This is a genomic window from Priestia endophytica (genome assembly GCF_026790145.1).
GTDB lineage: Bacteria > Bacillota > Bacilli > Bacillales > Bacillaceae_H > Bacillus_I > Bacillus_I endophytica_A.
On the sequence record NZ_JALAMS010000026.1, the window covers coordinates 71,363 to 97,072 of the forward strand.

The 25,710-nt window shown below is 36.8% G+C and carries 26 protein-coding genes; 5 read left to right on the top strand and 21 right to left on the bottom strand.

The features are described from left to right. Positions 1 to 30 precede the first annotated feature (30 nt). Both MOC86_RS18775 and MOC86_RS18780 read left to right on the top strand, forming a co-directional pair. A complete protein-coding gene (locus MOC86_RS18775) occupies positions 31 to 1,266 on the top strand; it encodes a Bcr/CflA family efflux MFS transporter (protein ID WP_268585512.1) in 1,236 nt (411 codons plus the stop codon). Positions 1,267 to 1,628: 362 nt separating this feature from the next. Next, positions 1,629 to 3,245 (top strand): ABC-F family ATP-binding cassette domain-containing protein, encoded by a 1,617-nt coding sequence (locus MOC86_RS18780; protein WP_019393416.1) that lies wholly within the window; start codon positions 1,629 to 1,631, stop codon positions 3,243 to 3,245. Between the two features lie 35 nt (positions 3,246 to 3,280). On the opposite strand, the gene MOC86_RS18785 is transcribed toward MOC86_RS18780, so the two are convergent. The 7 genes from MOC86_RS18785 to gltB all read right to left on the bottom strand — a co-directional run bounded on the left by MOC86_RS18785 (position 3,281) and on the right by gltB (position 12,399). Next, positions 3,281 to 3,955, bottom strand: a complete 675-nt coding sequence (locus MOC86_RS18785; protein WP_268585513.1) for a YjbE family putative metal transport protein — start codon at positions 3,953 to 3,955, stop codon at positions 3,281 to 3,283. A 127-nt stretch (positions 3,956 to 4,082) separates the two neighbouring features. After that, positions 4,083 to 4,280, bottom strand: a complete 198-nt coding sequence (gene cspD / locus MOC86_RS18790; protein WP_019393414.1) for a cold-shock protein CspD — start codon at positions 4,278 to 4,280, stop codon at positions 4,083 to 4,085. A gap of 234 nt (positions 4,281 to 4,514) precedes the next feature. Beyond that, positions 4,515 to 5,222, bottom strand: a complete 708-nt coding sequence (locus tag MOC86_RS18795; RefSeq protein ID WP_268585514.1) for a poly-gamma-glutamate hydrolase family protein — start codon at positions 5,220 to 5,222, stop codon at positions 4,515 to 4,517. Between the two features lie 187 nt (positions 5,223 to 5,409). Continuing rightward, positions 5,410 to 5,565, bottom strand: a complete 156-nt coding sequence (locus tag MOC86_RS18800) for a hypothetical protein (protein WP_019393412.1) — start codon at positions 5,563 to 5,565, stop codon at positions 5,410 to 5,412. An 87-nt stretch (positions 5,566 to 5,652) separates the two neighbouring features. Next, entirely contained in the window at positions 5,653 to 6,228 is a 576-nt protein-coding gene (locus tag MOC86_RS18805) for an HAD-IA family hydrolase (RefSeq protein ID WP_268585515.1), read from the bottom strand. A gap of 120 nt (positions 6,229 to 6,348) precedes the next feature. Then, positions 6,349 to 7,827, bottom strand: a complete 1,479-nt coding sequence (locus MOC86_RS18810; RefSeq protein ID WP_268585517.1) for a glutamate synthase subunit beta — start codon at positions 7,825 to 7,827, stop codon at positions 6,349 to 6,351. An 18-nt stretch (positions 7,828 to 7,845) separates the two neighbouring features. Beyond that, positions 7,846 to 12,399, bottom strand: coding sequence for a glutamate synthase large subunit (gene gltB / locus MOC86_RS18815; protein ID WP_268585518.1), 4,554 nt, complete (start codon positions 12,397 to 12,399; stop codon positions 7,846 to 7,848). A 145-nt stretch (positions 12,400 to 12,544) separates the two neighbouring features. Here gltB and MOC86_RS18820 point away from each other — a divergent pair, with 145 nt between their 5' ends. Next, entirely contained in the window at positions 12,545 to 13,447 is a 903-nt protein-coding gene (locus MOC86_RS18820; RefSeq protein WP_268585519.1) for a LysR family transcriptional regulator, read from the top strand. A 215-nt stretch (positions 13,448 to 13,662) separates the two neighbouring features. Here MOC86_RS18820 and MOC86_RS18825 read toward each other — a convergent pair whose 3' ends face one another. After that, on the bottom strand, positions 13,663 to 14,037 hold the full coding sequence (locus MOC86_RS18825; protein ID WP_268585520.1) for a hypothetical protein: 375 nt from the start codon (positions 14,035 to 14,037) through the stop codon (positions 13,663 to 13,665). 257 nt (positions 14,038 to 14,294) lie between these two features. Between MOC86_RS18825 and MOC86_RS18830 the strand changes: the two genes are divergently transcribed. Further along, the gene (locus tag MOC86_RS18830; protein ID WP_268585521.1) at positions 14,295 to 14,669 is read left to right on the top strand and encodes a thiol-disulfide oxidoreductase DCC family protein; all 375 of its coding nucleotides are present in this window, start codon (positions 14,295 to 14,297) and stop codon (positions 14,667 to 14,669) included. 32 nt (positions 14,670 to 14,701) lie between these two features. On the opposite strand, the gene MOC86_RS18835 is transcribed toward MOC86_RS18830, so the two are convergent. The 10 genes from MOC86_RS18835 to glsA form a co-directional block, all read right to left on the bottom strand. Beyond that, positions 14,702 to 15,544 carry a prohibitin family protein gene (locus MOC86_RS18835; protein ID WP_268585522.1) on the bottom strand — a complete coding sequence of 281 codons (843 nt, stop codon included), beginning with the start codon at positions 15,542 to 15,544 and terminating at the stop codon, positions 14,702 to 14,704. Position 15,545: 1 nt separating this feature from the next. Further along, entirely contained in the window at positions 15,546 to 15,692 is a 147-nt protein-coding gene (locus MOC86_RS18840; RefSeq protein ID WP_172461076.1) for a hypothetical protein, read from the bottom strand. A 254-nt stretch (positions 15,693 to 15,946) separates the two neighbouring features. After that, positions 15,947 to 16,696 carry a hypothetical protein gene (locus tag MOC86_RS18845; RefSeq protein ID WP_268585523.1) on the bottom strand — a complete coding sequence of 250 codons (750 nt, stop codon included), beginning with the start codon at positions 16,694 to 16,696 and terminating at the stop codon, positions 15,947 to 15,949. Positions 16,697 to 16,729: 33 nt separating this feature from the next. After that, positions 16,730 to 16,999 carry a hypothetical protein gene (locus MOC86_RS18850; RefSeq protein WP_268585524.1) on the bottom strand — a complete coding sequence of 90 codons (270 nt, stop codon included), beginning with the start codon at positions 16,997 to 16,999 and terminating at the stop codon, positions 16,730 to 16,732. Positions 17,000 to 17,309: 310 nt separating this feature from the next. Further along, positions 17,310 to 17,792, bottom strand: a complete 483-nt coding sequence (locus MOC86_RS18855; protein ID WP_268585528.1) for a hypothetical protein — start codon at positions 17,790 to 17,792, stop codon at positions 17,310 to 17,312. A gap of 81 nt (positions 17,793 to 17,873) precedes the next feature. Beyond that, the gene (locus MOC86_RS18860; RefSeq protein ID WP_268585529.1) at positions 17,874 to 18,596 is read right to left on the bottom strand and encodes a hypothetical protein; all 723 of its coding nucleotides are present in this window, start codon (positions 18,594 to 18,596) and stop codon (positions 17,874 to 17,876) included. 82 nt (positions 18,597 to 18,678) lie between these two features. Then, positions 18,679 to 19,410 (bottom strand): hypothetical protein, encoded by a 732-nt coding sequence (locus MOC86_RS18865; protein WP_268585530.1) that lies wholly within the window; start codon positions 19,408 to 19,410, stop codon positions 18,679 to 18,681. A 257-nt stretch (positions 19,411 to 19,667) separates the two neighbouring features. Beyond that, a complete protein-coding gene (locus MOC86_RS18870) occupies positions 19,668 to 20,363 on the bottom strand; it encodes a hypothetical protein (protein ID WP_268585531.1) in 696 nt (231 codons plus the stop codon). A gap of 76 nt (positions 20,364 to 20,439) precedes the next feature. Beyond that, on the bottom strand, positions 20,440 to 21,165 hold the full coding sequence (locus MOC86_RS18875; protein ID WP_268585532.1) for a hypothetical protein: 726 nt from the start codon (positions 21,163 to 21,165) through the stop codon (positions 20,440 to 20,442). A gap of 218 nt (positions 21,166 to 21,383) precedes the next feature. Beyond that, positions 21,384 to 22,313 carry a glutaminase A gene (gene glsA / locus MOC86_RS18880; protein ID WP_268585533.1) on the bottom strand — a complete coding sequence of 310 codons (930 nt, stop codon included), beginning with the start codon at positions 22,311 to 22,313 and terminating at the stop codon, positions 21,384 to 21,386. 211 nt (positions 22,314 to 22,524) lie between these two features. On the opposite strand from glsA, the gene shc reads away from it, so the two are divergent. Beyond that, positions 22,525 to 24,381 (top strand): squalene--hopene cyclase, encoded by a 1,857-nt coding sequence (gene shc, locus MOC86_RS18885; protein ID WP_268585535.1) that lies wholly within the window; start codon positions 22,525 to 22,527, stop codon positions 24,379 to 24,381. A 42-nt stretch (positions 24,382 to 24,423) separates the two neighbouring features. On the opposite strand, the gene MOC86_RS18890 is transcribed toward shc, so the two are convergent. The 3 genes from MOC86_RS18890 to MOC86_RS18900 form a co-directional block, all read right to left on the bottom strand. Further along, a complete protein-coding gene (locus MOC86_RS18890; RefSeq protein ID WP_019393399.1) occupies positions 24,424 to 24,624 on the bottom strand; it encodes a DUF6501 family protein in 201 nt (66 codons plus the stop codon). A gap of 64 nt (positions 24,625 to 24,688) precedes the next feature. After that, on the bottom strand, positions 24,689 to 25,429 hold the full coding sequence (locus tag MOC86_RS18895; protein ID WP_268585536.1) for an alpha/beta hydrolase: 741 nt from the start codon (positions 25,427 to 25,429) through the stop codon (positions 24,689 to 24,691). Positions 25,430 to 25,547: 118 nt separating this feature from the next. Then, complete coding sequence (locus tag MOC86_RS18900; RefSeq protein WP_019393397.1) at positions 25,548 to 25,691, bottom strand: CapE family protein; 144 nt, start codon at positions 25,689 to 25,691, stop codon at positions 25,548 to 25,550. Positions 25,692 to 25,710: the final 19 nt, after the last annotated feature.

The window sequence follows — 25,710 nt, forward strand, 5'->3', positions numbered from 1 at the left end:
TAATAGTCTTTTAGAAAGGTTGTTTACGCAATGACACAAAACCCTACAGGTAAAGAACGCTTTGCATTAGCGGCTTTACTTAGCTTATTAGCAATACTCGGCCCTCTTAACATCGATATGTATCTTCCAAGCTTTCCTGACATTGTGAAGGATTTGGATACAAATGCATCTCTTGTTCAATTGAGCCTAACAACCTGTCTGATCGGTCTTGCAGTCGGACAGCTCGTTGTTGGACCAATTAGCGATGCGCTTGGGCGTAAAAGACCCATGGTTGTTTCTATTATCTTATTTATTTTAGCTTCTCTTCTTTGCGCCTTCGCTCCAAACATTGTTGTGTTAATCATTGGACGTTTTCTTCAAGGTTTTACAGCTGCAGGTGGAATTGTTGCGTCTCGTGCCGTTGTTCGTGACGTATTTAGCGGTCCTGATTTAACAAAATTCTTTGCCCTTTTAATGGTAATGAATGCAATGGCGCCAATGCTTGCTCCTGTTGCAGGTGGAGCTATTTTATTACTCCCTAACGCTCACTGGAACTTTATTTTCTTCTTTTTAAGTTTACTTGGATTAATTATTGTAAGCTTCACATCTTGGAGATTAAAAGAAAGTTTACCTGTTGAAAAACGCACGAAAACATCACTAAAGAAAACTTTCCAAACATTTGGCAGTTTATCAAGAGAGCGCTCGTTCATCGGATATGCCCTAACGCTTGGTTTTGCTCACGGAGGAAGCTTTGCTTATGTATCAGGAACTCCTTTTGTATATCAAGGCATTTATAACGTTTCTCCACAAACGTTTAGTTTACTTTTTGGCGTGAATGGTATAGCCATTATTACGGGAACATTTATCGTTGGTCGCTGCGCCGGAAAGATTCGTGAGCAAACTATTCTTCGCACTGCTTTACTTATTGCATCTGTCGCGACAACCGTACTACTGATTATGACCATTGTAAAAGGTCCGTTATTTATGATTGTTGGGTCTATCTTTGTGTATATGATTACAATGGGAATGATTACAACAACGTCCTTTTCACTTGCTATTAATAAACAAGGACATCGCGCAGGAAGTGCTAGTGCCCTTCTAGGGATGATGCCTTTATTTATTGGTGCTTGCGTTGCTCCGCTCGTTGGTCTTGATGAAAGTACTGCAATCCCAATGGGAGCAATTATTTTTACTTCTACTATCATTGCGCTCTTTTCATTTTTCCAAATTGCGCGTAAGGGTGAACGTTTAGAAGAGAAAATAGCAAAACATTCTGTTACAAACTAATAAAAGCTGGGTAAATTGCCCAGCTTTTATATTTTTATTTTATATTAGTCTTTTAGAACATAGTTTAATTAAAAATATATTGTTTTTCGTTTCTTATTTACTAACACCAGACACTGAAATCGTTGCTTTTCCCCTTTTTTCTTATGAGATTAATAGTTCTTTCAACTGATTTACCATCCTATAAAGCCTTTCTCATCTCCTTCATATCCCGTGCAATAATACCTAAAAGAGAAAAAAATGAGGTACCATGCTGTTCTTCCTTCATACATTCCCTTCTTATCGTTCAATGCTACTAGCTTCAATGCCCTTTCTTGTGCTATACTTCCTTTGTGCATAGTAGAGATTAAAATTGGAGGAATCCTATGTTATCAGTAAATAATATTGGCTTGCGCTTTGGTGATCGCAAGTTATTTGAAGATGTTACGATTAAATTTACGCCAGGAAACTGCTACGGGCTAATTGGGGCTAACGGAGCTGGAAAATCTACTTTCTTGAAGATTTTATCTGGTGAACTTGAAGCCCAAACTGGCGATGTTCATATGAATCCAGGTGAACGCTTAGCTGTTCTTAAGCAGAATCACTTTGAATATGAAGAACATGAAGTTCTTCAAGTTGTTATTATGGGACATGAGCGTCTGTATCAAATTATGAAAGAAAAAGATGCTATTTATATGAAAGAAGACTTCTCTGATGAAGACGGCATTAAAGCAGCTGAACTTGAAGGGGAATTTGCTGAGCTTAACGGTTGGGAAGCAGAATCAGAAGCAGCAATCCTTTTAAAAGGACTTGGCATTTCTGAAGATCTTCATACAAAGAAAATGGAAGACCTTACAGGAGCTGAAAAAGTAAAAGTCTTATTAGCTCAAGCTCTATTTGGCAAACCTGACGTTCTTCTTCTTGATGAGCCTACAAACCATCTTGATATTAAGGCTATTCAATGGCTTGAAGACTTTCTTATTAACTTTGAAAATACCGTTATCGTTGTTTCCCATGACCGTCACTTCTTAAACCAAGTTTGTACACATATCGCAGATCTTGACTTTGCAAAAATTCAAATCTATGTTGGAAACTACGACTTCTGGTATGAATCAAGTCAGCTTGCAGCAAAATTAACGCAAGAAGCAAATAAGAAAAAAGAAGAAAAAATTAAAGAGCTTCAAAATTTCGTTGCTCGTTTTAGCGCTAATGCATCGAAATCGAAACAAGCAACATCTCGTAAGAAAATGCTTGAGAAAATCACGCTTGATGACATTCAGCCATCTTCTCGCCGCTATCCTTACGTTCAATTTACACCAGAGCGTGAAATCGGAAATGACCTTTTACGTGTAGAAGGTCTATCTAAAACAATTGATGGTGTGAAAGTGTTAAACAACGTAAGCTTTATTATGAACAAAGACGATAAAATTGCGCTTGTTGGTCATAATGAACTTGCTAAAACAACGCTTTTCAAAATTCTAACAGGTGAAATGGAAGCTGATGAAGGAACGTTCAAATGGGGAATTACAACTTCTCAATCTTACTTCCCGAAAGACAATGCGCCTTATTTTGAAGGAAATGATTTAACGCTTGTTGACTGGCTTCGTCAATACTCACCAGATGACCAAACAGAAACATTCCTACGTGGATTCTTAGGTCGTATGCTCTTCTCTGGTGAAGAAGCGATGAAGAAAGCTAGCGTTCTTTCAGGAGGAGAAAAAGTTCGCTGTATGCTTTCTAAAATGATGCTAAGCAATGCGAACGTTCTACTGCTTGATGAACCAACAAACCACTTAGACCTTGAATCTATTACATCATTAAATAACGGACTTATTAACTTCAAAGGATCGCTTATTTTCGCTTCACATGACCATCAGTTTATTCAAACAATTGCAAACCGCATTATTGAATTAACGCCAAACGGTCTTGTTGATAAAGAAATGACATATGATGAATATTTAGCAGATCCTGATGTACAAAAGAAATTAGCTCAACAGCAATAAATAAAAAAGCTTGTAGCACAGTGCTACAAGCTTTTTTATGTACGAAAGTAAATAAACTTCTTCTTCAACACATATAAGATATTAAAACAAAGCACACTAATGGTAAAAATGGTCGGAAGTATTGTTTTTAAGAACGGCAGCTGAATAAAAAAGGTAACCAAGAAAGGATCACTTACCATCATCATTGTTGCACTATACGTTAAAATAAGAGATCCTGCTGTAATGAGTAATGGATAGCTTCCCATAAGCTGAGCAATGTGAGTACTTCCCCACACAAGAAAAACAATGCTAATCATAATAGATCCAATCATAAGAGGAAAATTACCTTTTGCAAGCATTGTAATGGACAATACGTTATCTAACCCAATAACAACGTTAGAAAGCAAAATCACAAAAAGTGCTTTTCTGACTGTCTTACTTTTTTTATCTTCTCCATCGTCCATCTGTTCTGCTGATGTTAACAATTTCACAGCTGTAACAATAAGTAGAATCCCCCCTACTAACTTCATAAAAGGGAAATGAAGGAGGACGCTTGCTAAGCTTGCTAAAACAACGTAAATGATACTAATTCCGCACGTTCCGTAAATAAACACTTTGCGCCGCTGCACGTCTGATAAATGGCGGCTTGCCATTCCAATAATAAGAGCATTATCCCCGCTTAAAATAAGGTTTATAAACACAATCTCAACGAGTGTTAACAAAGTTTCCAACCGCTTTTCAGCTCCTGCCTGTCCGCTTTTTATCTACTATATGAACAGCCAAGAAAGTTTATCCCCTTTAAAACACGAAAAAGCTGCCGAGAAAATTTCTCGACAGCTTTTATATCATTAAAACAGCTTACTTTTGAACGTTAGCTGCTTGTGGTCCACGGTTACCTTCAACGATTTCGAAAGAAACTTCTTGACCTTCTTCTAAAGTTTTGAAGCCTTCGCCTTGAATAGCAGAGAAGTGAACGAATACATCGTCTTGACCTTCAACTTCGATGAAACCGAAACCTTTTTCTGCATTAAACCATTTTACTTTACCTTGTAACATGTTATTTCCTCCTACTGCACAACATATGTGTACAAATATATTACTATTCTTGCCCTTGCCACATATAATACTTCAAGACAAAAACTTTTTTCGAAATGTTTATTCTATCCATACATATAGCGAACAAAAATAATTATCTCTAATGTATCAGGTTTTTAAGCATGTTGCAATAGTTTTGCACAAATTTTCTCTTTAGAAAGCGTTTTATATGGAATTAAAATACATTTTATCCTTTTAAAGGTTCTTACTATATTCAGAGGATGCTTCTTCTAATGCATCAATGAATTTATAATAAACAGTACTTTTATTTTCAATATTTCCTCTCGACCAATCGTTATTTTCAAAAAAAGAACGTCTGACAGAAGAAGAAATCTCAAGCTGAACACCTTGTTTTAATAGCGTATCATTTACGATATTTTTAGGTTCTTCTCCTCTTAGATCTGCTCTAGGTTCTTCAGTACGGAATCCATATTTAGTAAGCGCTTTCTTTACTTCGTATTTATATAGCTCATTCCTTCCTCCCACATATATAATTTTTTCCTCACTTGAAAAGCCGTGTAAAGAAATCATTGTTTGAGAATGCCTTGCAAGTGTTCTTGCGATAGGCTCATCAAATTTCACCGATGTAATATGAAGAATTCCATTATCTTGTGATTTAATTCCTTCAAACATATAGTAAGAATAGTTACCTCTTGAGACTAAACCTTCAACAACTTCTGATGTACCAATTTCAATTCGCCCACCGTGAATCGCAAAAACAGCAATACTTGTATCTCTGTTTTCGTAGCGAATGCGGTAATCAACTCCTTCTTTCTCTACCTCTTTTAACTGCTCATAGCTCTCATACCCTCCTGAGTTTTGAGAGATGGCTTTTGTTCCGGAATCCAGTTCAATAGGATGAAAAAGCGAAACAAAAAGATTTACAATAAGCATGATCAACATAAGATTTTCTCTCCTCTAAAAACAAAATAGGAACATGACATTTTGTTTATCGGTAGGTAGAAAGTAATGTTTATCTTTTAGACCTTTTTGTCCATATTCTTTAATATATCCACAACTGTTTTCTTATTTATATATGCATCATTTTATTTTCAACCACAAAAAACTCGTTTGTTTTAAACAAACGAGTTTAAGAAAAGCACTTTTCTTGTTCTTCATTTCTAGCTAATAGTTTCTGAAGCTCTTCTTCTTCAAGATGATGAAGATTTTTTCCACTTTGTCCTTGATAAATCCCCTTACTTATTAACCGATAAATCAAAATTGACTGAATCGTAATTTGTTCCATTTTGATTCCCCCTGGCTCTTTGTTATATCTACTATAACAAACCCTAACAAGGATTTCTCTGTATATGTGAGGTTTTCTAACATAACCTTATAAGTGTGGCATAACTCTCGTGAAAAATTGCTGATAATCTTGAATATGAAAATCTGCTTCAAGATAAGCGTTTTGGAACGCACATGTCTTAATCCCAATTTCTCGCCCTGGCTGAAGATCAAGTTCACGATCGCCAATCACTAAATCAATATGATATAAGTTATGTAAATAACGGTATGATTGAGGATCTGGCTTTCGATTATAGCCGTCATCAAGTGTAATAATCTCTGTAAAGTAATGCTTTAACTTGTAGTGTGTTAAAATATCCACTGCTGACTTTTTAGCTTTATGAGTCACAATAACGTTACAAGAAGCGGCCTTTAGCACCTCTTCAACGTGAGCAAACGGAGGCTTTTCTCGAACGTCAAGCTCGCTTTCTTGTTGATGAAATATTTTATCAAACTCCTCTTTTCCAACCCCAAAATAGTCCATTGCATGAAGCGAAGATACTTTTAATTTTTCGAGCACTTCTTCATCGCTTACATGCTTATCGTTTATTAAACGTTTAAAAGTCGGAACAATAGTCGGATATGTATCAAAAATGGTTCCATCAAAATCCCATAGAATATTCATTTCAGTTCCCCCTTACATTTATCGTATCACAACAACGCGAAAAAGCAGAGCAATCCCCTTACTGCTCTGCTTTCTTCTCTATATGTGAACCCCTTTTATTTAACCCTTAAAACACTCCCATTAGACAGGTAAGTTTGTAACGCCCATCAAATAATGATCAACGCTCTTCGCTACGCCACGTCCTTCATTAATTGCCCAAACAATTAAACTTTGACCACGACGTGCATCACCTGCAGCAAAAACGCCATCAACGTTTGTCTCATATGTGCCGTATTCTGCTTTAACACGGTTACGTTCAACTTCTACTCCAAATTGAGAAAGAAGCGGCATTTCTGTTCCTTCAAATCCAATTGCAACGAATACAAGCTGTGCAGGCCATACTTTTTCAGTTCCTGGAATTTCATTGAAAACAAATTTTCCGTTTTCAATTACTTTCTCCATTGCCACTGTATGCACTTCTTTTAAGTTGCCTTCTTCATCTCCCACAAACTTTTTCGTTTGGATGAGATATTCACGAGGATCTTTTCCTAGAGATGCTTGTGCTTCTTCATGAGCATAATCAAGCGCAAATGTAAGCGGTGATTGTGGCCACGGATTATCAAGTGAGCGATCATTTGGTAAAATTGGATGTTTACCAAACTGAGCTAAGCTATTACAGCCTTGACGCACAGCTGTTGCGATACAGTCAGCACCAGTATCCCCGCCACCGATTACAATAACGTCTTTTCCTTTTGCATCAAAGGCTTCATCAAAATCTGAACCGTTTAACACTTGCTTTGTTGAATGTGTTAAGTAGTCCATTGCAAGATGAACTCCTTTTAATTCGCGTCCTTCCATTACAAGATCACGCTGTTTTTGCGCTCCCGTACAGAGAATAACAGCATCATATTCTTCTTTCAGCTGCTCTGCTGTAATGTCTTTCCCGATCTCTGTATTTGTCACAAAATCAATGCCTTCTTGGCGAAGTAAGTTAACGCGACGTTCTACAACTTCCTTTTCAAGCTTCATGCTTGGGATACCGTATATTAAAAGGCCGCCGATACGATCTGCACGTTCATATACTGTAACAGTATGACCAACTTGGTTAAGCTGGTCAGCCGCTGCTAATCCTGCTGGACCTGATCCAACAACAGCAACTCTTTTTCCTGTACGCTCGCTTGGAATACGTGGTGTAATCCACCCTTCTTGGAAGCCTTTATCAATGATTGAGCGCTCGATATTTTTAATCGCAACGGCTGGATCATTGATTGAAACTGTACAAGAGCCTTCACAAGGCGCTGGACAAACGCGCCCTGTGAACTCTGGAAAATTATTTGTTTTTAGAAGTCTGTTTAATGCTTCTTTCCATCTACCGCGGTACACAAGATCATTCCACTCTGGAATTAAGTTATGAATAGGACAGCCTGCTGTCATCCCATTTATTTCAGTTCCCATTTGGCAAAATGGTGTGCCGCAATCCATACATCGAGCGCCTTGACGACTCAACTGTTCATCTGTAAATGAGTTGGCGTACTCTTTCCAATCTCCTGTGCGTTTTTTAGGGTCGCGCTGTTTTGGTGCTTCCCGATCATACTCCATAAATCCTGTTGCTTTTCCCATAACCGTTCGCCCCCTTTATTAAGATCCGATTGTTTGAAGAGTCTCATCTACTTTTTCAGATTTGTTTGATGAGTTTGCTTTAAAGGCAGCCATAACTGCTTCATCTTTTTCCATTCCAGACGCTTTCATTGCTTCAATTGTTTGTAGCATGCGTTTGTAATCTTTCGGAATGACTTTCACAAACTTTGCAACAGACTCTTCCCAATGAGCTAAAATTTGTGTTGCTTTCACACTTCCTGTATAGTTCATATGTTTTGTTAACATTGCTTTTAGTTCTTTAATGTCTTCTTCATCTTGAAGAGTTTCAAAATACACCATTTCTTTATTTGCCGTTTGATCAAAGTGCTCAACATCATCTGGAAGAACATACGCAACGCCACCTGACATTCCAGCGCCGAAGTTTTTACCAACAGCTCCAATAATAACAGCGCGGCCTCCTGTCATGTACTCACAGCCATGATCTCCAACACCTTCAACAACAGCGTGTGCTCCGCTGTTACGAACACAGAAGCGTTCCCCAGCGCGCCCTTCAATATATGCTTCACCAGCTGTTGCTCCAATAAGTGAAACATTTCCAGCAATAACATTGTCTTCTGGCGCCTGAGCTTTTACTTCAGGAGCGCGAACGATAATTTTACCACCTGAAAGTCCTTTTCCAACGTAGTCGTTTGCATCTCCTTGTAAGTTCAGTGTCATCCCTTTTGGAACAAATGCTCCGAAACTTTGACCTGCTGAACCGTTAAAGCGAAGCGTGATCGTATCTTCTGGAAGACCTTTCTCACCAAAACGACGCGTTACTTCACTTCCCACAATAGTTCCAACAACACGGTTAACGTTGCGAATATTAAAGCTTAAATCAACTTGTGTTCTATCGTTAAGAGCACGCTCACATTTTGGTAAAATCTCAGCTACGTCAAGTGATTGATCAAGCTTATGATTTTGATATTCTGTACGCGTATGCTCTCCTTCTACTTTATAAAGAAGCTTTGTTAGATCAAGATGCTTTGCTTTCCAGTGAGATTTCGTACGTTCACTCACTTCAAGCACTTCTGTTTGACCAACCATTTCTTCCACTGTACGGAAGCCAAGCTCTGCCATAATTTCGCGTACTTCTTGTGCGATAAAACGCATGAAGTTTACGATATGATCTGGGTCGCCTAAAAACTTTTTACGAAGCTCAGGGTTTTGAGTTGCAACACCAACAGGACAAGTGTCAAGATGACACGCTCTCATCATAATACAGCCAAGAACAACAAGTGGAGCTGTTGCAAACCCGTATTCTTCTGCTCCAAATAGGGCAGCCATTACAACATCACGGCCTGTCATCAGTTTTCCATCTGTTTCTAAAATAACGCGGCTGCGAAGTTTGTTCATCATCAGCGTTTGATGCGCTTCTGTTAAGCCAAGCTCCCATGGAAGACCTGTATGCTTAATACTTGTTTTTGGTGATGCACCTGTTCCTCCATCATAACCACTGATTACAATAACATCTGCAACTGCTTTTGCAACGCCCGCTGCAATCGTTCCAACGCCTGCTTTTGATACAAGCTTTACGCTAATGCGTGCTTTTGAGTTGGCATTTTTAAGATCATGAATAAGCTGTGCTAAGTCTTCAATAGAGTAAATATCATGATGTGGCGGTGGTGAAATCAAGCTAACACCAGGCGTTGAGCCACGTACTTCAGCTACCCATGGATACACTTTTGTTCCTGGAAGCTGACCACCTTCACCAGGCTTTGCTCCTTGTGCCATTTTGATTTGAAGCTCATCTGCATTTACAAGATAGTGTGAGTTTACGCCAAATCGTCCTGATGCTACTTGTTTAATTGCACTGCGGCGGTAGTCTCCATTTTCGTCTCTTGTGAAACGTGCTGGATCTTCTCCACCTTCTCCACTGTTACTCTTTCCGCCAAGACGGTTCATTGCAATCGCTAATGTTGAATGAGCCTCTTCACTAAGAGATCCAAACGACATTGCTCCTGTTTTGAATCGTTTTACAATCGAATCAACAGACTCTACTTCATCAATTGAAATGCTTTTTCTCTTTTTATTAAATGAAAAGGCATTGCGTAAGAACGTAAGCTGTTCGTCATCTGCCATTTTCGAATATTTTTTGAAAAGTTCATAGTTTCCTGTACGACATGCATGTTGAAGCGTATGAATTGTTTGTGGATTGAATGCATGATGCTCACCATTTCGTCTCCACTGTAGTTCACTTCCAGCTTCAAGCGTTTCATCCTTATAGTTGCCAACAAATGCTGCTTCATGACGCATTTTCACTTCTTGTTCAATAACATCTAGCCCAACTCCACTAAGTTGTGATGCTGTACCTGTAAAGTAGCGGTTAATAACATCTTCTCCGATACCTACTGCTTCAAAAATTTGAGCACCTCTGTAACTTTGTACAGTTGAAACCCCTACTTTTGACATAACCTTTACAACACCTTCAGATGCCGTGTTATTGAAAGTTGCAACAGCTTTGTCATAAGAAACTTTAATAACGCCATCTTTAATTCCTTCACGAAGTGTTTCATATGCAAGGTATGGATTGATTGCATCGATTCCATAACCAATAAGAACCGCAAAATGGTGAACTTCACGAGCTTCTGCTGTTTCTGCAACTAAGCTTACAGCTGTTCTCGTTCCCTTTTCTACAAGATACTGATGAACAGCACTTCCTGCTAGGAGCGTTGGCATTGCCATATTGTGCTCATCAACGCCTCTGTCTGATAAGACAATAATTGTGTTTCCTTCTGCCATTGCTTTGTCTACTTCCCCACAAAGCGTTTCAAGCGCTTTTTCGATATCTTCTTTAAAAAGAAGTGATAGCGTTTTTGTTTTAAATTCTTTCACATTTGTTTCTTTCAAACGAGCTACTTCTTCATTTGATAAAAATGGTGCATCAAGCATAATGCGACGTGCTGCTGATTTATCAGGATGAAGAATGTTGCCTTCTTGACCTAACAGCGTCATTGTTGATGTCACAATTTCTTCTCGAATTGCGTCAATTGGCGGGTTTGTTACTTGAGCGAAAAGCTGCTTGAAATAGTTGTACAATAGATGTGAACGATTAGAAAGCACAGCAAGCGGTGTATCAAGTCCCATTGACCCAATTGGATCTTTTCCTTCTGTAACCATAGGAATAATATTTTTTGAAACTTCCTCATACGTATAACCAAATGCTTTTTGCAACTGAACTAAATTTTCGACTTTTTCTGAAACTTCAGCTTGCTCTAAGTCATTAATTTCAATCATTTGCTCGTTTAACCATTCGCGGTATGGATGCTCTGAAATCATCTCTTCCTTCAGCTCACGGTCTGAGATAATTCGTCCTTCTTCAAGGTTTAAAAGAAGCATTTTCCCTGGACTTAAACGATCTTTATATAAAACATTCTCTGGATCAACGTCAATTACGCCAACTTCAGAAGAAAGAATAAGATAATCATCTTTTGTGACATAATAACGAGCAGGACGAAGACCGTTACGATCTAAAATAGCGCCAATTTCATTTCCATCTGTAAACACGACTGCCGTTGGACCATCCCACGGCTCCATAAGACAGCTGTGATATTGGTAAAAAGCTTTTTTATCATCTTCCATATTCTCATCGCGTGCCCATGGTTCTGGAATAAGCATCATTGCAGTATGGGCAGGTTTTCTGCCAGCAAGCGTGAAAAATTCAAATGCATTGTCTAAAATAGAAGAATCACTTCCATTTATATCGAGAAGAGGCATTACTTTATCTAGGTCATCGCCAAATGCTTTTGAAATAAACTGCTGCTCACGTGCTCTCATCCAGTTAATGTTTCCACGAAGCGTATTAATTTCACCATTGTGAATTAAATAACGGTTTGGATGCGCTCTTTCCCAGCTTGGGAACGTATTTGTACTAAAGCGTGAGTGAACAAGTGAAAAACCTGATGTAAAACGCTCGTCTTTTAAATCTTTATAAAAACTAGATACTTTAGACGGTGTCATAAGCCCTTTGTATACGATCGTTTGGCTTGAAAGGCTCGCAAAATAGAACGCCGTATTTTCACCAACTTTTTCAGCACGTTTGCGAATTACATACAATTTTCGCTCAAACGGTAAGCCTTCTTCAACATTTTCATTTTTGGCAATGAAAACTTGACGAACGTATGGCTGACTTTCTCTTCCTGTTGGTCCAATGTGCGTACTGTCAACAGGCACCGTTCTCCAGCCTAATAATTGTTGTCCTTCTTCTTCGACTATTCTGTTAATTTCCGATTCATAGTGAGCGCGCTCTTTTTCATCCTGTGGGAAAAAGATCATACCAACTCCATAGTGGCCTTTTTCAGGGAATGTAAAAGTACAAACGCTTTGAAAAAAGTCGTGAGGAATTTGGACCATAATGCCAACTCCATCACTTGTATCTGGGTCACTCCCCTGCCCACCACGATGCTCTAATTGATCAAGCATATGAAGCCCTTTTTCCACGATATCATGCGACGCACGACCGTTTAAATGTGCGTAAAGACCGATTCCACATGCATCATGCTCGAATTCTGGGCGGTAAAGACCTTGTGCTTGAGGTAGTTTATTTATTGTCATAGGGCATTCCTCCAACTCCATTTCTTTTTCTCTCTATGCCGATTACGTTACAATACTAATTGTAGTTTCACAAATTGATATAAACAATATATAATTTAGATTAAAACGATCTCAATATGAGATAGGTTTAAAGGAGGGAGATAAAATGGAGCTCAGACAGCTTGTTTATTTTGTAGAAGTAGCAAAGCGTGAGCACGTTTCAGAGGCGGCGTTTGCCCTTCATGTTGCTCAGTCTGCTGTAAGTAGGCAAATTAGTAACTTGGAGACAGAACTTGGGGTTGCTCTTTTTGAGCGAGAGGGTCGGAACATTAAATTAACGACAATCGGAAAGCTTTTCTTAACTCACACAGAGACAGCCTTAAAAGCAATTGATAATGCAAAGCAGCTTATTGATGAACACCTTGATCCTGAACGTGGGACAATTAAAATTGGCTTTCCAACAAGCCTTGCAAGCCACACATTACCAACCGTTATTTCCGCCTTTAAAGGAAAACATCCGAACGTTGCCTTTCATCTTCGTCAAGGTTCTTATAAATTTTTAATTGATGCCGTTAAAAACCGAGAAATTGATTTAGCTTTTTTAGGACCTGTTCCACGAGATGATAACGATGTAGAAGGAACGATTTTGTTTTCTGAGAAGATTTTAGCTCTTCTCCCTTCAAACCATCCTCTTGCAAGCAAGGAACGAATTCGGCTTGATCAGCTTCGCAATGATGCGTTCGTTCTTTTTCCAAAAGGTTATGTCCTGCACAGACTTGCGATTGATGCGTGTAAACAGTCGGGATTCAAAGCAAATGTATCATCAGTTGGAGAAGATCTTGATGCAATTAAAGGACTTGTTTCAGCAGGGATTGGTGTAACACTTCTTCCAGAAAGTACGCTGTATGAAACAGTGCCAAAGTTTACGGTAAAAGTGCCGATTGAGTTTCCACATGTGACAAGAACCGTTGGCATGATTATTCCAAAACATCGTAAACTTGCTCCATCTGAACAACTTTTTTATGAATTTGTGAAAGACTTTTTCTCTATTCTACAGCAGTACAGTTAAAAAGGCTCCAAGTATGGAAGCCTTTTTAACATGCTTAATCATCATAGTCATAGCGAAAACCGTCTTGACTCTTGTCTTGATTTCCGTTTCCTCGTTCATTTGCCAAATCTCTTCTTTCTTTTTGTTCTTCTTCGGTTTGCTTCTTATTCATCGTAAACCTCCTTTTTTAGGTAGTATGTTCCTAAACGAAAAAAAGATGAGCCTGGTACTTGAGCTCACCTTTTCTCTACTTTATAAAGTCCGTTTGTTTGTACTTTTTTGTCGAAATAAGCTTTTATAATATCACCTTCCGCAAGCTTGTCACTAAGAGGTTCCTCAAGGCTCTTTGTTGTAAAGGTAATGCTTGTTCCTTCTTTTGTTTTAGCCTTGTATGAATTCCCATCTATTTTAGTGATTTGATAGTAGTAAATATTAAATCGCTCATTTTTTGTATCTTTTGTTTTCTCAGATGCAGGCAAACTTTGCAAAACTTCTGCTTGCTCCTTCGCATCTGTTTTGTTAGCTACGTTGTTCATATAATAGAAAACTAGTAAACATAAAAAAATAAGTAAAAGTACTAGTAGCATTAATTTTTTTCCTGCAATGGACAACCTAATAACCTCCTGTATAGTCTCGGATTGACCATCATATTTTAAACGTATTATAACATAATTTCAATACAGAACGTACATATAGAGGTCAATGTTCACCTTTTGCTCAAAAATAGAAACCAAACTTTTGAACTACACCTCTTTCTTTTTTCCTAATTACTATGAAGAAATGCTAGAAAATATTCCTTTTCAAAAAGATGTGTAAAATATACCGAAGAAGGGAAAAAGAGCACTACATATGAAAGGTGGTAGATAGTATGAAACATCTTGTTTTTTATGATGCTGACTGTCCCCTTTGTTCAAATGTAAAAAAAGTTGTCCAAGCTCTTGATTGGGGAAAACGTCTTGATTGGATGCCTGTTCAATCAATTCAATCTGAACAAAAGTTCCGCTTCTTAGCTAAGCGTAATATTTACGATGAAATTCATATGATTTCTCGTGATAATGAACTGTTTAGCGGCTTTTATACCGTTCGGAAAATTTTAAAATCACTCCCGCTTACATGGCCAATTGGTATGCTTCTTTCTCTTCCACTCATAGAGAAGCTAGGTGTGCCGCTTTATACGTGGGTTTCTGAAAACCGCTATGAATGGTTTGGACGCTATTCAGAAAGGGGACAGAACGCCTATTAAACAAAGAACCGAGGCAAAAGCCTCGGTCTTTCTTATCTTCCGCCAACAATAACGTCAGAATCAGAGCCAACAACTTTCGTTTGAACGTTTTTGTCTCCATCCCATTTCTCAATACGCTTCATTTCAATTACTTCTGGTGTTAATGACTCACTTACTACTTTGTTTGCTTCTGCTTCCGCTTTTGCTTTAATAATTTCAGCATCTGCCTTACCTTGTGCTTCTACTTTTGCTTTTTCAGCTTGCACTTCTGCTTGCTGCTTCTCAACGTTCATTGCTTCAAGCTTTTGCTGTGCATCTACAACATTTTGAATTGCTTTTTGCGTTTTTTCATCTGGTTTCGGTGTACCAAGAACGAAGTCTGAAACAACGAATCCATATTTACTGGCATCTTTTATGAACTCTTGCTCAATCTCTGTTTTAATTTGCTCACGCTTTTGGAAGATTTCAAGAATCGTATATTTAGATGTTACAGATAATGCCGCGTCTTTCATACGTGACTGAAGGAACGTGTTCTCAATCACTTCTGGTTTTGCTCCTTTAAACTTGTTAAAGATATCAACAACTTTCTCAGGATTGTTTGCGTAGTTATATGTTGCATCAATATCAAGCGGTTTTCCATCTTTCGTTGCAAGTGGTACATCTTCATATGATACCGTTTCCATTGCAACCGGATATTGCGTGACTTTCTTCCACGGGGATACAAAGTGCCACCCTTGACCAAGCGTTTGCTTTTCAACCCCGCCAGATCTGTTGTAGACAACCCCAATATGACCTTGATCAACTTGGGTAATCGACATAATGACAAGTACCCCACCTAAAATAATCGCTAGCCCTACAAGCACGGCCCCAAGCTTTGCTTTTCCTGTTTTCAACATATTATTTTTCCTCCTTATCTTTAAATGCATCTTTTACTTCCTCTGCTTTCTCTCCCACTTTTTGAAATACACCCTTCTTTCCTAACCAAAGCCATATGCCGCCAAGGCTTAAAAAGAACAAAATAAATAAGACGTATAAAGAAAACAATTGCATCACCTCATTAACTTATTAAAGTGAAAAAGTTCACATTAATCCATCCTTCCTTATTTGGAGAAGATATTTTAATTCCTCTTTTACACTTTATGTGGTTATCTTAGTATTATTTACGATAAGGTTACAAAAAGGTTTCATTTTTTTAAAGAAAATTGTAAAAAAGCAAAGAAATGGAGCTTTCTTTGCTTTTAGGCAGTAATATCAATTATAAAGCCCTTTGAGAAGTAATATTCTTAATCAATATACAATTACGTTTTATCTTCTCTTTTTGCTTTTAATTTGTTATTCAGTTCTTCAATTGCTTTTTGGTCTTTATACCATGATTGCTTCATGTCTTCTGGACTATGATAAATGTCTTTCTGAGTATCATTAATTAGTATTTTATATATTTGAGTTGACCCTTTATATTCTATTGTTAAGGAAAGATTACCATCCATTTCGTGATTTCGTAAATCTTGAAGAAGATTATAAACTTTCTCATTTTCACTTTCTTGCTGACTACTATTTGTAGGAAATGCTGTTTTCACCCTAATATCAATATTATCAATTATGGCTTCTTTTCCATATTGCTCCCTTATCTCTTGAATACTTGGTACATTCTTAATCTTAACTGGTTTCTCTCTTTGGATTCCTACTGTTCCATCTATATCTTCAAATTGGAAAGGATGTTGCTTAATAATCTCGTTTATTTGTTGACGATATTGTCGCCTCCATAATTCACTAATTACATCATAACGAAAAAGAGAGGTCGGGGCATCTTCATTTTGTTCAAGTGTAAATGGATCTTTTATCCCTTCCATTTTCACTGTTACTCCATAATAATCACCAGATCCATCATTATAGTTTACTATATTCGTAACTTTAAATTCACGATTCATACGTTCTTCTAATTTATGTTCTATATCTTTTGCTATTTGATGGTCCTTAAATATAGAAAATATCCATAAACCACCAATTACTACAAATAAGATTAGAATAGCACCGATTAGTTTCTTCATATTTATATCCCTCTATGCGTATCAATTTAATATTTAATCAAGAGCTGTTTTAAACTTCATCATTCTTTCCAATATTTCCATATCCCTACCTTTGTATCCTCTTTCTTCTTCCATCTTTAATACTTCTTTCATGGCATTTAAATCTTCTAATTGGTTTCTTAACTTATCTATTTTTTTCTCCTGTCTCGCAACATAGTCTCCTCCCTCTCCATATACTGAATGAAGCATAGATGCTTGGGGAGCATGTGACCCTTCCCATAATTCCTCTACTTCTTTGACTATCTTATTTGTCCTTTCCCTCAAATCACTTATTTCTTTCTCTACTGCTTTTATGTCATGTTAAGGTATTTATATTGTAAAGATATTTTAGCTTGTTTATTTTTCTAATTCTTTGTTGTATTTAATTACTTTGTCTTGAGTTAACACTCTTGCTTTTTTCATATCTTCTGGTTTGTGATAAATATCACTTTTAGCACTATGTATACCAATGTCATAGACCTAGGTATTGTTTTTGTATCTGACCGTTAAAGATAAATAATTATGAATACCATGACTCTCAAAGTCTTGAAGAAGGTTAAATACTTTCTCGTCCTCTTTTTCCTGCAAAACCGTATCAGTTGGATAAGGTGTATTTACCCCTATATATATTATCGATCATGACACCTTCCCCGTATTTCTTTCTTACCTGTTGAATATTAGGAACATGGCGAATGTTAATTTTGTCATCTGTTTTAATGCCTACATTACCTTCTACTTTTTGAATTTTAAAAGGATGTTGTTTTATAATCTTCTTTACCTCTTTTTCATACTGTCGATCCCATAGTTCACTAATGACAGCATATTCATATAGTGAGTCTACCGCAATAGTCGGGAACCATATTTCAAAAGGTTTCTCAATACCTTCCATTTTAATAGTTACTTCATAAATTTCTCCTGATTCATCTACAACCTTATTAACTTTCGTAACATTAAAGTCTCGATCCATTCGACTGTGGAGCTGTTTTTCAATTTCTCGAGCTATTTGATGCTCTTTAAATGCAAAATAACCCCATGTTGCTATTCCTAGAATAAGTAGAGTTGATAGAATTTTTTTCATATCTTGTTCCTCATTTATATTAAACTTTGATAAAAGGAAGAGAGGAACAGAATAACATGTTCCTCTCTTCCTTTTTACTATTTACTTTCTGTATGTTTGCTCGACTTGTTTTTGCGTTTTTGCGAGGGCTTTTTTCATATCTTCAGGAGTATGATATTTATCCCCTTGGTGTTTATTAATAGTAATTGTATATCTTTGTTGACTATTTTTATAAATAATATCCAAGAACAGATTATTATCCATATTATGAGTTCGTAAATCCTCTAAAAGATTAAATACTTTTTCATTCTCTTTCTCTTGTTGCCTAGCTTCTAAGGGATAGTTATCTGATAGATGTATAGTAATTGTATTAATGATGATTTCCTTCCCGTATTTCGTACGCACCTCTTGACTACTCGGCACATTTTTTATATTAATAGGCTCTTCACTATCAACTCCAAATGTTCCTTCGACGCCTTTCACATTCAAAGAATGCCCCTTTATAATTTCTTTTATTTGTTGTGTATACTGTCTGTCCCACAATTCCTCGATCACTTCATACTCATATAAATTCCCAATTGCTTCTTTCTCACGTTGAAAAGTAAAAGACTTCTTAACTCCTGCCATTTTCACTGTAACATGATAATAACTTCCTGATTCATCTTTAGAACTACGGATGTCTGTTACGGTAAATTGACGATTCATTCGACTCTCGAGTTGGGATTCCACTTCTTTAGCTATCTTATTTTGTTTATATGTATGATTTCCCCACATTATCCCCATAGACAGTAATAAAGTGCTTACAATGATAATCCATTTCTTCATATGTTCTTCTCTTTTCGTATTACTTATTTTAAAAAGTAGCTCTAAACTAATGCTCAAAAATTTCTGTTACCATTTTCCTTATCTAAGATTGAGCTGCTTCATTTGATTCTGCAACTTCTTCTTGTGTTTTCAATCTCGCCTTCTTCATATTTTGTGGAGTATGATAAACATCTTTTTTCACCTCATTAATTAAAATATTATAGGTTTGAGAAGAATTTGCATAATAAATCGTTAATGCAAGATTATGTCCCATCCCCTTTTCTTTGAAATCCTGAAGAAGGTTAAAAATCTTTTTGTCTTCCATTTGTTGTAGACTTGTATCAACTGGATAAACATCATCTGTAGTTAGAGTGACATTGTATATAACAACTTCATCCCCATATTTTTCACGTACTTTCTGAATACTTGGTACATCTTCAATATTTATGTCCACATCATCCTCTAATCCAATACTACTATGAATATTTTTAATATTAAAAGGGTGTTCTGCTACAATACCTTTTACTTCTTCCCTATATTGGCGTGACCATAATTCAAAGATAACTTCATATTTATATAGATTATTTACTTCATTTGGTGTAATACTCATCGGAAAAGGTTTATTAACTCCCTCCATCTTTACCATCACACGATAGGCTTCTCCATTTTCAGAGGATACATCTTGTATATCTGTAACTTTAAATTTTCTATCCATCCGACTTTCAAGTTGTTTTTGGATTGATTTTTCTATCTTATGATCTTTACTACTATAAATAACCCATCCCCCTCCAATAATTAAAAATATAACAATAATTACTCTCATTAATGTTTTCATATTTGCACCTTTTATTTCCTTAAATCTTGGTTATATTCCATAAGTTTATCCTGTGTTTGAACCATGTTTTTTCAAATCTTCTGCTTTATGATAAATATCATTCTTTGAATCCTGTATACTAATTCTATAAATTTGAGTATCACTTTTATATCTGAGCTAATAGTTAGCGAAAGATAATTATGGATGTTGTGCTGCTCTAATTCTTTAAAGAGATTAAATAATTTTTCATTCTTTTTCTGTAACTTTCATCTTTCCCCTCAAACACGTGCCTTCTTTATATCTTCCGAACGATGATATGTATCTTTTTGAACATCATTAATCAAAATCTCATATCTTTGTGTATAGTTTTTATATTGAATAGTCAAAGCCAAATTATTATCCATATTTCTATCCCTTAGATCTTCAAGAAGATCAAAAATCTTTTGGTTCTCTTCTTCCTGTAAATCAGTTTGTTGCGGATATTTATAATCAATATATAAGGTAATTTCATCATATATAGCCTTCTTGCCATACTGTTCCCTTACTTGTTCAATTGTTGGTATATTGTAAATATCTACATTAGGATCCTCGTCTACACCTACATTGCTTTCTATTCTTTCAATATCAAACGGATGCTGTTTTACTATTTGTTTAATTTCATTTTCATATTGTCGTGTCCACAACTCATCAATAATTGCATATCTCGGGAGATTATCAGCAGCACTTTTAAACATTTCCTTTTTAAAAGGCTTCTTAAGTCCTGCCATTTCTACTGTGATATAGTAGTATTCTCCTCCTCCGTTGGAAAACTCATCGACATTTGTTACATGAAACTCTCGATTCATTCGATTTTCCAACTGTTTCTCAATCATTTTGGCTATTTGATTTTCTTTATATGCAAAATACAGCCAAGCTCCCCCAATCACAATCAAAGCTATAATGATAACATTAATGACTAATTTTAAATTTTTCATATGTACTATGTCTCCAATTTTTCATCAAGGCACACGCTATCCCATACCTTTTCTAATTTTAATTCTTATGTTGTCATCAATCCTCTTTGTAAGTTTTCTTCACCTGCTCCTGTGTTTTTATAAGAGCTTTTTTCATATCCTCTGCTTTATAGTAGATATCCTGATTCTTGTTGTTAATAGCTACTCTATAAGTTTGTTGATCATCTTTATAGATAACTTCTAGAAAAAGTTTGCTATTCATACTGTGAGCTCGTAAATCTTCTAAGAGATAAAATACTTTTTCGTTCTCTCTAGCTTGTTGCTTAGCATCTAAAGGATGGTTATCTGACAAGTTTATAATAATGGTATCTACCATAGCTTCCTTCCCATATTTTGTACGTACCTCTTGAATCCTTGGTACATTTTTAATATTAATAGGATTTTTCCGATCAATATCCACTGTTCCTTCTATGTCTCTCACATTAAATGGGTGGCTTTGTATAATTTCTTTTATTTGTTTTGCATACTGTCTATCCCATAATGCTTCAATTACCTCATACTTATATAAGTTACCAATTGCTTCTTTTTCTTGTTGAAATGTAAAAGGTTTCTTAACCCCTTCCATTTTCACTGTCACATAATAATAACTACCTGATTCATCTTTGGAACTCTGAATATCTGTTACGGTAAATTGACGGTCCATTCGACTTTCCAGTTGGTTTTCCACTTCTTTGGCTATTTGATGTTTCTTAAAAGTAAAATATCCCCATCCTAAACCAACAATAATGCCTATTACTAAAAAAACAAGTAAAACTCTCTTCATTTTTTCCTTCTTAACCTCGCAATCATCACTTTAGATAAGCATTTACTAAATAAATTCAAAGTTCTTTTATGTATGAAAATTACTTTAATCCCATAATTCTACCAGAATACAAATAGCAACTCATGAGCCTATTTTCCTTAAAATCCCTTCTTAATTTAACTAAAGAGAAAAAAGCACTCCCCTTTCACATAAAAAAACTGCCGAATCCTCGGCAGTTTTTAAAACATACTCAACGCATATTTTCTAGACATCATTTCTAACAACTTAATACCTGCTACACTGTTCCCTTTATCATCTAGTGCAGCACCATAAATACCAATACCACAGCGATTAGGCACAGCTCCCATTACACCGCCGGATACGCCACTTTTGGCTGGAATGCCAACATCAATTGCAAACTCTCCAGAAGCATTATACATCCCGCACGTCACCATAAATGTTTTACATATTCTTGCGATATTAGCTGGAATGATTTGTTCTCCTGTTCTTGGGTCAACGCCGTTCATTGCAAACACGCTGCCAATTCTCGCTAAGTCTACAGAATCAACTTCAATTGCACACTGTTTTGTATATAGCTCCATTAACTCTTCAACATCTTCGTTAATGACGTCATGCTGTTTTAAGAAATAGCAGAGAGCCCTGTTTAATTCAGCTGTTTCAAATTCAGACTGAGCAATTTCTTTATTATATGTAATCGTAGGCTTGTCTGTAAGTTCTTTAACAAAGTCTAAAAGGCGATTAAATCTTTCTTCTACGCTGCTCCCCATGAGCATATGTGTAACAGCTAATGCTCCTGCGTTAATCATTGGATTCAGAGGTTTAGAAGGTGAAATCGTTTCTAATTTAATAACTGAATTAAACGGATCACCAGTAGGTTCTTTCCCTACATAGTCAAACACGAAATCTTCTCCTCTATCCATTAACGCTAGCGCTAAACTAATGACCTTAGAGATACTTTGTAGCGTCATCTTATGTTTAACATCTCCCGCTGCATAACAGTTACCATTTGGATAGTAGACAGCAACAGCTAATTTATCTGGATCTGCTTCTCTTAAAGCCGGTATGTATTGAGCAACTTGTCCTTCTTTTGTATAAATTCTAGCTTCATCAACTAGGTTTTTTAAGTCTTGACTTGATTCACATTGCATTAGCATAACTCCTCACCTACATTTCTCTCTTTAGGTTATCCCATTAGAGGTTGTTTATTAAATATGATTGTTTTCTTACTATCAATGTTTAAGCTTTCAAACAGTGTTCCTCATCGTTCACAATCGTTTCTTTTTTCCCCACGTTGTTTACATAAGTAAAAAAAATTTTGAATATAAAATTATAAAGACATTTTTAAGGTGGCGAGATAACGTGTGGACTAAACAAGCAAAACAGCATACAACTCATCTTATCAAGGAGCTCCGCGAACTTCAACAAGAGAATGGTTCATGGCTCTTTCCTTTTGAAACAGGCGTTATGTCTGATGCCTATATGATTTTAACCTTAAGAGCACTTGGAGTTGAAGAAGAGCCCTTAATTGCCAAACTTTCTAAGCGGATTCTTTCCCTTCAGCATAAAGACGGTACATGGCGACATTATGAAGACGAGCAGAAAGGCAATTTGTCAGCAACCATTCAAGCATATACAGCTCTCCTTGTAGCAGGAGCTTCTTCAAAAGAAGAAACGCATATGAAACGAGCAGAGCGCTTTATTCAGCAAAATGGTGGTGTGAAAAAAGCTCATTTTTTAACGAAATGGATGCTTTGTGCAAACGGCTTATATCCATGGCCGCGCTTTTTTTATGTACCGATGACCATCCTGAATATCCCAACGTCTTTTCCGCTTAATTTCTTTTCGTTAAGCACGTATGCGCGTATTCATTTTGTACCAATGATGATCGCTGCTAACAAAAAGTTTTCCATCCCGAGCAATCATAGCATCTACTCTCTTTATGAACGTGAAGGAGCTGAAGAAGAATGGAATGTTGAAGATGAACGATTCATTATTAAAGACCTGTTTTTTTATTTAAAACGATTGCGTAACTTACCAAGTTACATGCACCAAGCAGGCTATAAAAAAGCGGAATCGTATATGATTAGCCGAATTGAAGATGACGGCACCATGTACAGCTATGCAACGGCTACATTTTTTATGATTTATGGATTACTAGCATTAGGATATGAAAAAAACTCTCCTCTTATTATCAATGCCATAAATGGTCTAAAAAAGCTCGTCACAACTGTTGACGGCATGGATCATCTTGAAAATTCAACATCAACCGTATGGGATACAGCATTGCTTTCTTATTCTCTCCAAGAAAGCGGTGTGAGTTATAAGGATCCAATGATAAAAAAAGCGAGTTTCTACCTATTAAATAAGCAGCACAAAAAAGTAGCCGACTGGGCTGTTCACAATCCTCACATAGCACCTGGAGGCTGGGGGTTTTCACATAACAATACGATAAACCCCGATCTTGATGACACGTCTGCCGCACTCAGAGCTATCACCGCTCCAAGCGTTCACGATACTCGGTATCTTAGCTCATGGAATAGAGGCGTTGATTGGCTTTTGTCTATGCAAAATAGAGACGGAGGCTGGGCGGCATTCGAAAAAAACGTCGATTTTCAGCTCCTAACTCATATTCCGTTAAAAAATGCAGAAGACGCTATTATTGATCCTTCAACAGCAGATTTAACAGGGCGAGTGCTTCAGTTTCTCGGAAAATTCGCTGGTTTAACAGAAAAACATCCAGCCGTAAAGCGAGCTGTGAAGTGGCTTTGTGATCAGCAAGAGAGAGATGGTTCATGGTATGGACGTTGGGGAGTTTGCTATATTTACGGCACATGGGCTGCTTTAACAGGAATGAGAGCGGTTGGGGTGCCAATTGATGACCCTCATATCCAAAAAGGCGTTCTCTTTCTTAAAAAACATCAGCGTCAAGACGGAGGTTGGGGCGAATCTTGCCGAAGCTCTGAAGTTAAAAAATACGTCCCTCTTTCATTTAGTACTCCTTCTCAAACATCATGGGCACTTGATGCTCTTTTAACATGTTTGCCAAAGGAACACGTCACAATTAAAAACGGAGTAAAGTTTCTCTTAACCCCGCATATTCATAAAGCAAAAACATATCCAACAGGAATTGGCTTACCAGAGCAGTTTTATATTCGCTATCACAGCTATAACTATATCTTCCCTCTTCTTGCTCTTAGTCACTATTGCCAAGCGTAAAACGCTTGGCTTTTCTGTAAAAAGAAAAGAATAAGCAAATGCTTATTCTTCAAAATATTCCTTATAATAGCCGCCAACTTTTCCTGTGTTGTCAACAACGAAATAAAACTCTTCTGTTTCGTTTTTTACTTCATATGTTTTATTTACGCTTAGTACGTTTTCAACCATATATTTACTTGCATTTGTATGCACACATTTAATTTCTTTAATTGTTGGACGGTCTTTCCAGTTTTGATGAATCATGAACGTACACTCCTTTAAGTTTGTCCGTTCTATTGTACCGAATTCTTCCTCTAAAAAAAAGAGGCTAACATCTTTCACTAATAAACTTTACAATTTTTTCACATAAAAAGCCTTGATCATGATCAAGCGTTGCAACATGAAAGCTATTTGGCAGCGTTACCATTTCTTTTTGCTTGCTTTCAACATTGCTGAAAACATATTGGCTATTATGGGGTGGAACAACATTGTCCGTTTTAGAAGAAAGCAAAAGAAGCGGTGATGTCACTTGATGTAGTTTGTTCTTCACTTTCTCCATTAATGCAGTGAGCTCTCTTATTGAAGCAACAGGTGTTTTTTCGTAAGCAAGTTCGTGTACGCCTTCTTTCTTAATATCAGACCCGATTCCGGTTAAAAAGCGAGCCTCTGTCTCGCTCTGCTGTTTTAAATGAGGCATATCAATAGCCGGATTAATCGGAATAATGCCTGCGATATTTTGGTATTGAGTACCTAAATGAAGGGCTAGCGTCCCACCCATCGAAAGGCCTGTTACAAATATACGTTCACATGCTTCGGTTAGTTTTTCATATCCTTCTTGAGCAGAAGAAAGCCAGTCTTCTTTCGTGCTTTTTTCCATATCTTCATGATGCGTCCCATGCCCTTTAAGGCGCGGGGCATATATAGTGTATCCTTTATCCTTTAGCACGTTATATACAGGTTTCACGCTTTGCGTTGTGCCTGTAAACCCATGGAGCACTAATACCCCTACTTCATTACCTTGATGATAAAGCTCTTCAGCGTTCTGAACAACCGCATACTTTTCATCCATCCCTTGTCACCCTTTGTACTCTTTCTTTCTATCGTACCATGTGACAGAATATTAAAACAAATTAAAATATCTTCTTACACAAAAAAAGCTTAGCTATCTGCTAAGCTTTTTCATTTATTTATTTAGCAAGTTGAACGTCAATCTGTTCTTGTTCTTGCGGTGTTAATGTTTCTGTATGTTTAAACTCTCCAAGTGTGAATAAAAGTCCAGCAACAATAGCGATCGGCAATACAATACCAAATGTTCTTTTTAAAATAGTCATGATTTTCTCTCCTTTTATT

What these genes read in the sequence shown, in the direction of transcription:
- MOC86_RS18835 (WP_268585522.1), bottom strand. Translation starts at nt 15,544, where the DNA reads ATGTTGAAAACAGGAAAAGCAAAGCTTGGGGCCGTGCTTGTAGGGCTA.
- MOC86_RS18895 (WP_268585536.1), bottom strand. Translation starts at nt 25,429, where the DNA reads ATGGATGAAAAGTATGCGGTTGTTCAGAACGCTGAAGAGCTTTATCAT.
- cspD (WP_019393414.1), bottom strand. Translation starts at nt 4,280, where the DNA reads ATGTTACAAGGTAAAGTAAAATGGTTTAATGCAGAAAAAGGTTTCGGT.
- gltB (WP_268585518.1), bottom strand. Translation starts at nt 12,399, where the DNA reads ATGACAATAAATAAACTACCTCAAGCACAAGGTCTTTACCGCCCAGAA.
- MOC86_RS18860 (WP_268585529.1), bottom strand. Translation starts at nt 18,596, where the DNA reads ATGAAGAAATGGATTATCATTGTAAGCACTTTATTACTGTCTATGGGG.
- MOC86_RS18845 (WP_268585523.1), bottom strand. Translation starts at nt 16,696, where the DNA reads ATGAAGAAACTAATCGGTGCTATTCTAATCTTATTTGTAGTAATTGGT.
- glsA (WP_268585533.1), bottom strand. Translation starts at nt 22,313, where the DNA reads ATGCAATGTGAATCAAGTCAAGACTTAAAAAACCTAGTTGATGAAGCT.
- MOC86_RS18900 (WP_019393397.1), bottom strand. Translation starts at nt 25,691, where the DNA reads ATGACTATTTTAAAAAGAACATTTGGTATTGTATTGCCGATCGCTATT.
- MOC86_RS18870 (WP_268585531.1), bottom strand. Translation starts at nt 20,363, where the DNA reads ATGAAAAATTTAAAATTAGTCATTAATGTTATCATTATAGCTTTGATT.
- MOC86_RS18805 (WP_268585515.1), bottom strand. Translation starts at nt 6,228, where the DNA reads ATGAATATTCTATGGGATTTTGATGGAACCATTTTTGATACATATCCG.
- MOC86_RS18855 (WP_268585528.1), bottom strand. Translation starts at nt 17,792, where the DNA reads ATGAAAAAAATTCTATCAACTCTACTTATTCTAGGAATAGCAACATGG.
- MOC86_RS18890 (WP_019393399.1), bottom strand. Translation starts at nt 24,624, where the DNA reads ATGATTCATCAAAACTGGAAAGACCGTCCAACAATTAAAGAAATTAAA.
- MOC86_RS18875 (WP_268585532.1), bottom strand. Translation starts at nt 21,165, where the DNA reads ATGAAGAGAGTTTTACTTGTTTTTTTAGTAATAGGCATTATTGTTGGT.
- MOC86_RS18780 (WP_019393416.1), top strand. Translation starts at nt 1,629, where the DNA reads ATGTTATCAGTAAATAATATTGGCTTGCGCTTTGGTGATCGCAAGTTA.
- MOC86_RS18865 (WP_268585530.1), bottom strand. Translation starts at nt 19,410, where the DNA reads ATGAAAACATTAATGAGAGTAATTATTGTTATATTTTTAATTATTGGA.
- MOC86_RS18775 (WP_268585512.1), top strand. Translation starts at nt 31, where the DNA reads ATGACACAAAACCCTACAGGTAAAGAACGCTTTGCATTAGCGGCTTTA.
- MOC86_RS18800 (WP_019393412.1), bottom strand. Translation starts at nt 5,565, where the DNA reads ATGGAACAAATTACGATTCAGTCAATTTTGATTTATCGGTTAATAAGT.
- MOC86_RS18795 (WP_268585514.1), bottom strand. Translation starts at nt 5,222, where the DNA reads ATGTTGATCATGCTTATTGTAAATCTTTTTGTTTCGCTTTTTCATCCT.
- MOC86_RS18820 (WP_268585519.1), top strand. Translation starts at nt 12,545, where the DNA reads ATGGAGCTCAGACAGCTTGTTTATTTTGTAGAAGTAGCAAAGCGTGAG.
- MOC86_RS18810 (WP_268585517.1), bottom strand. Translation starts at nt 7,827, where the DNA reads ATGGGAAAAGCAACAGGATTTATGGAGTATGATCGGGAAGCACCAAAA.
- MOC86_RS18830 (WP_268585521.1), top strand. Translation starts at nt 14,295, where the DNA reads ATGAAACATCTTGTTTTTTATGATGCTGACTGTCCCCTTTGTTCAAAT.